Below are 6,702 nucleotides of genomic sequence, written 5' to 3' on the forward strand. Positions count from 1 at the left end.
ATCACGGCCAGCGGGGCGAGCAAGACCTATGGCACCAGCGCCAGCCTGACGGGCTACAGCAGCAGCGGCCTGGTGAATGGCGACAGCATCAGCGCTGTCACCCTGGCATCCAGTGCTTCCGGCACGGCGGCGTCGGTGGGCAGCTACAGCATCACCGCCTCGGGCGCCACGGGGACGGGTCTCAGCAACTACTCGGTGAGCTACGCGGACGGCACGCTGACGGTGACCCCGGCGGCGCTGACGATCACGGCCAGCGGTGCGTCCAAGACCTACGGCACCAGCGCCAGCCTGACGGGGTACAGCAGCAGCGGGCTGGTGAACGGCGACAGCATCAGCGCGGTGACGCTCGCGTCCGGTGGCAGCGGCACAGCGGCGTCGGTGGGCAGCTATACCATCACGGCCAGCGGTGCCACGGGAACGGGCCTCAGCAATTACTCGGTGAGCTACGCCGACGGCACGCTGACGGTGAACCCCGCCAGCCTGACGATCACGGCCAGCGGGGCCACCAAGACCTACGGGACCAGTACTAGCCTGACGGGGTACAGCAGCAGCGGCCTGGTGAATGGCGATACCATCAGCGCTGTCATCCTGGCGTCCAGCGGTTCGGGCACGGCGGCGTCGGTGGGCAGCTACAGCGTTGTGGCCAGCGGTGCGACGGGGACGGGGCTCAGCAATTACTCGGTGAGCTACGCCGACGGCACGCTGACGGTGAACCCCGCCAGCCTGACGATCACGGCCAGCGGTGCGAGCAAGACCTACGGGACCAGCGCCAGCCTGACGGGCTACAGCAGCAGCGGCCTGGTGAATGGCGACAGCATCAGCGCTGTCACCCTGGCCAGCAGCGGCAGCGGTACGGCCGCGTCGGTGGGCAGCTACACCATCGCGGCCAGCGGCGCCACGGGCACGGGGCTCAGCAACTACTCGGTGAGCTACGCCGACGGCACGCTGACGGTGAACCCGGCGGCCCTGACGATCACGGCCAGCGGGGCGAGCAAGACCTACGGGGCCAGCGCCAGCCTGACGGGGTACAGCAGCAGCGGCCTGGTGAACGGCGACAGCATCAGCGCGGTGACCCTGGCCAGCAGCGGCAGCGGCACAGCGGCGTCGGTGGGCAGCTACACCATCACCGCCAGCGGCGCCACGGGAACGGGCCTCAGCAATTACTCGGTGAGCTACGCCGACGGCACGCTGACGGTGAACCCTGCCGCGCTGACCATCACGGCCAGCGGTGCGAGCAAGACCTACGGGACCAGCGCCAGCCTGACGGGGTACAGCAGCAGCGGCCTGGTGAATGGCGACAGCATCAGCGCGGTGACGCTCGCATCCAGTGGTTCTGGCACAGCGGCGTCGGTGGGCAGCTACACCATCACCGCCAGCGGCGCTATGGGGACGGGTCTCAGCAATTACTCGGTGAGCTACGCCGACGGCACGCTGACGGTGAACCCGGCGGTGCTGACGATCACGGCCAGCGGGGCGAGCAAGACCTATGGCACCAGCGCCAGCCTGACGGGCTACAGCAGCAGCGGCCTGGTGAATGGCGACAGCATCAGCGCCGTGACCCTGGCCAGCACCGGCAGCGGCACGGCGGCGTCGGTGGGCAGCTACAGCGTTGTGGCCAGTGGTGCGACGGGGACGGGGCTCAGCAATTACTCGGTGAGCTACGCCGATGGCACGCTGACGGTGAACCCGGCGGCGCTGACGGTCACGGCCAGCGGGGCGACGAAGACCTACGGGACCAGCGCCAGCCTGACGGGCTACAGCAGTTCGGGCCTGGTGAACGGCGACAGCGTCAGCGCGGTGACCCTGGCCAGCACGGGCAGCGGCACCGCCGCCTCGGTGGGCAGCTACACCATCACGGCCAGCGGCGCCACCGGCACGGGGCTCAGCAACTACTCGGTGAGCTACGCCGACGGCACGCTGACGGTGAACCCGGCGGCACTGACGATCACGGCCAGCGGCGCGACGAAGACCTACGGGACCAGCGCCAGCCTGACGGGCTACAGCAGTTCGGGCCTGGTGAACGGCGACAGCGTCAGCGCCGTGACCCTGGCCAGCACCGGCAGCGGCACCGCCGCCTCGGTGGGCAGCTACACCATCACGGCCAGCGGTGCCACGGGGACGGGCCTCAGCAACTACTCGGTGAGCTACGCCGCCGGGACGCTGACGGTGAACCCTGCCGCGCTGACCATCACGGCCAGCGGTGCGAGCAAGACCTACGGCACCAGCGCCAGCCTGACAGGGTACAGCAGCAGCGGCCTGGTCAACGGCGACAGCATCAGCGCCGTGACCCTGGCGTCCAGCGGTTCTGGCACGGCGGCGTCGGTGGGCAGCTACAGCGTTGTGGCCAGCGGCGCCACGGGGACGGGGCTCAACAACTACTCGGTGAGCTACGCCGACGGCACGCTGACGGTGAACCCGGCGGCGCTGACCATCACGGCCAGCGGGGCGAGCAAGACCTACGGGGCAAGCGCCAGCCTGACGGGGTACAGCAGCAGCGGCCTGGTGAACGGCGACAGCATCAGCGCGGTGACCCTGGCCAGCAGCGGCAGCGGCACGGCGGCGTCGGTGGGCAGCTACAGCATCACGGCCAGCGGTGCGACGGGGACGGGGCTCAGCAACTACTCGGTGAGCTACGCCGCCGGCACGCTGACGGTGAACCCTGCCGCGCTGACGATCACGGCCAGCGGGGCGAGCAAGACCTACGGCACGAGCGCCAGCCTGACGGGGTACAGCAGCAGCGGCCTGGTGAATGGCGATACCATCAGCGCCGTGACCCTGGCGTCCAGCGGTTCCGGCACGGCGGCGTCGGTGGGCAGCTACAGCGTTGTGGCCAGCGGCGCCACGGGGACGGGTCTCAGCAATTACTCGGTGAGCTATGCCGATGGCACGCTGACGGTGAACCCTGCGGCGCTGACGATCACGGCCAGCGGTGCGAGCAAGACCTACGGCACCAGCGCCAGCCTGACGGGCTACAGCAGCAGCGGCCTGGTGAATGGCGACAGCGTCAGTGCCGTGACCTTGGCGTCCAGCGGGTCCGGCACGGCGGCGTCGGTGGGCAGCTACAGCGTTGTGGCCAGCGGCGCGACGGGGACGGGGCTCAGCAATTACTCGGTGAGCTACGCCGCCGGCACGCTGACGGTGAACCCGGCGGCGCTGACCATCACGGCCAGCGGGGCGAGCAAGACCTATGGCACCAGCGCCAGCCTGACGGGGTACAGCAGCAGCGGGCTGGTGAATGGCGACAGCATCAGCGCCGTGACGCTCGCGTCCAGCGGGTCCGGCACGGCCGCGTCGGTGGGCAGCTACAGCGTTGTGGCCAGCGGCGCCACGGGCACGGGGCTGAGCAACTACTCGGTGAGCTACGCTGATGGCACGCTGACGGTGAACCCGGCGGCGCTGACGATCACGGCCAGTGGGGCGACCAAGACCTACGGCACCAGCGCCAGCCTGACGGGCTACAGCAGCAGCGGGCTGGTGAACGGTGACAGCATCAGCGCGGTGACGCTCGCGTCCGGCGGCAGCGGCACGGCGGCGTCGGTGGGCAGCTACACCATTACCGCCAGCGGCGCCACGGGCACGGGGCTCAGCAACTACTCGGTGAGCTACGCTGATGGCACGCTGACGGTGAACCCGGCGGCGCTGACGATCACGGCCAGCGGTGCGACCAAGACCTACGGGGCCAGCGCCAGCCTGACGGGCTACAGCAGCAGCGGCCTGGTGAATGGCGACAGCATCAGCGCGGTGACCATGGCCAGTACCGGCAGCGGCACAGCGGCGTCGGTGGGCAGCTACACCATCACCGCCAGCGGCGCCACGGGGACGGGGCTCAGCAATTACTCGGTGAGCTACGCCGATGGCACGCTGACGGTGAACCCGGCGGCGTTGACGATCACGGCCAGCGGTGCGAGCAAGACCTACGGGACCAGCGCCAGCTTGACGGGGTACAGCAGCAGCGGGCTGGTGAACGGCGACAGCATTGCGGCCGTGACCTTGGCCAGCAGCGGCGGCGGCACCGCCGCCTCGGTGGGCAGCTACACCATCACGGCCAGCGGTGCGACCGGCACGGGGCTCAGCAACTACTCGGTGAGCTACGCCGATGGCACGCTGACGGTGAACCCGGCGGCGTTGACCATCACGGCCAGCGGTGCGAGCAAGACCTATGGCACCAGCGCCAGCCTGACGGGGTACAGCAGCAGCGGCCTGGTGAACGGCGACAGCATCAGCGCCGTGACCCTGGCATCCAGCGGTTCTGGCACGGCGGCGTCGGTGGGCAGCTACAGCGTTGTGGCCAGCGGCGCCACGGGGACGGGGCTCAGCAATTACTCGGTGAGCTACGCCGCCGGCACGCTGACGGTGAACCCCGCCAGCCTGACGATCACGGCCAGCGGTGCGAGCAAGACCTACGGCACGAGCGCCAGCCTGACGGGGTACAGCAGCAGCGGCCTGGTGAATGGCGACAGCATCAGCGCAGTGACGCTCGCGTCCGGTGGCAGCGGCACAGCGGCGTCGGTGGGCAGCTACACCATCACGGCCAGCGGCGCCACGGGGACGGGGCTCAGCAATTACTCGGTGAGCTACGCCGATGGCACGCTGACGGTGAACCCAGCGGCGCTGACGATCACGGCCAGCGGGGCGAGCAAGACCTACGGCACCAGTGCCAGCCTGACGGGGTACAGCAGCAGCGGGCTGGTGAACGGTGACAGCGTCAGCGCTGTCACCCTGGCGTCCAGCGGGTCCGGCACCGCGGCCTCGGTGGGCAGCTACAGCATCACGGCCAGCGGCGCCACGGGCACGGGGCTGAGCAACTACTCGGTTAGCTACGCCGACGGTACGCTGACGGTGAACCCTGCCGCACTGACGATCACGGCCAGCGGTGCGAGCAAGACCTACGGGGCCAGCGCCAGCCTGACGGGCTACAGCAGCAGCGGCCTGGTCAACGGCGACAGCATCAGCGCGGTGACCCTGGCATCCAGCGGTTCTGGCACCGCCGCGTCGGTGGGCAGCTACACCATCGCGGCCAGCGGCGCCACGGGCACGGGGCTCAGCAATTACTCGGTGAGCTACGCTGATGGCACGCTGACGGTGACCCCGGCGGCGCTGACGATCACGGCCAGCGGTGCGAGCAAGACCTACGGTACCAGCGCCAGCCTGACGGGGTACAGCAGCAGCGGCCTGGTCAACGGCGACAGCATCAGCGCCGTGACGCTTGCGTCCAGCGGTTCTGGCACGGCGGCGTCGGTGGGCAGCTACAGCGTTGTGGCCAGCGGCGCCACGGGCACGGGGCTCAGCAACTACTCGGTGAGCTACGCCGACGGCACGCTGACGGTGACCCCGGCGGCGCTGACGATCACGGCCAGCGGGGCGTCCAAGACCTACGGCACCAGCGCCAGCCTGACGGGCTACAGCAGCAGCGGGCTGGTGAACGGTGACAGCATCAGCGCGGTGACGCTGGCGTCCGGCGGCAGCGGTACGGCGGCGTCGGTGGGCAGCTACACCATTACCGCCAGCGGCGCCACGGGCACGGGGCTGAGCAACTACTCGGTTAGCTACGCTGATGGCACGCTGACGGTGAACCCGGCGGCGCTGACGATCACGGCCAGCGGTGCGACCAAGACCTATGGCATCAGCGCCAGCCTGACGGGGTACAGCAGCAGCGGCCTGGTCAACGGCGACAGCATCAGCGCCGTGACGCTTGCGTCCAGCGGTTCTGGCACGGCGGCGTCGGTGGGCAGCTACAGCGTTGTGGCCAGCGGCGCCACGGGGACGGGGCTCAGCAATTACTCGGTGAGCTACGCCGACGGTACGCTGACGGTGAACCCTGCCGCACTGACGATCACGGCCAGCGGGGCGAGCAAGACCTATGGCATCAGCGCCAGCCTGACGGGGTACAGCAGCAGCGGCCTGGTCAACGGCGACAGCATCAGCGCCGTGACGCTTGCGTCCAGCGGTTCTGGCACGGCGGCGTCGGTGGGCAGCTACAGCGTTGTGGCCAGCGGCGCCACGGGGACGGGGCTCAGCAATTACTCGGTGAGCTACGCCGACGGTACGCTGACGGTGAACCCTGCCGCACTGACGATCACGGCCAGCGGGGCGAGCAAGACCTACGGGGCCAGCGCCAGCCTGACGGGGTACAGCAGCAGCGGGCTGGTGAATGGCGACAGCATCAGCGCGGTGACCCTGGCCAGCACGGGCAGCGGCACCGCCGCCTCGGTGGGCAGCTACACCATCACGGCCAGCGGCGCCACGGGGACGGGGCTCAGCAACTACTCGGTGAGCTACGCCGCCGGCACGCTGACGGTGAACCCGGCGGCACTGACGATCACGGCCAGCGGGGCGTCCAAGACCTACGGTACCAGCGCCAGCCTGACAGGGTACAGCAGCAGCGGGCTGGTGAACGGCGACAGCATCAGCGCGGTGACGCTCGCGTCCGGTGGCAGCGGCACAGCGGCGTCGGTGGGCAGCTACACCATCACCGCCAGCGGCGCCACGGGGACGGGGCTCAGCAATTACTCGGTGAGCTACGCCGATGGCACGCTGACGGTGAACCCGGCGGCGCTGACGATCACGGCCAGCGGGGCGAGCAAGAGCTACGGGACCAGCGCCAGCCTGACGGGGTACAGCAGCAGCGGGCTGGTGAACGGCGACAGCATTGCGGCCGTGACCTTGGCCAGCAGCGGCGGCGGCACCGCCGCCTCGGTGGGC

1 protein-coding gene is annotated in these 6,702 nt (G+C 69.9%); it reads left to right on the forward strand.

Annotation, left to right across the window (positions count from 1 at the left end):
- A partial coding sequence (locus tag FBZ87_RS29420; RefSeq protein ID WP_186455049.1) for an MBG-2 domain-containing protein occupies nt 1-6,702 on the forward strand: 6,702 nt, incomplete at both ends.

The sequence above is a fragment of the Nitrospirillum amazonense genome (genome assembly GCF_007828035.1).
Taxonomy (GTDB): Bacteria; Pseudomonadota; Alphaproteobacteria; order Azospirillales; family Azospirillaceae; genus Nitrospirillum; species Nitrospirillum amazonense.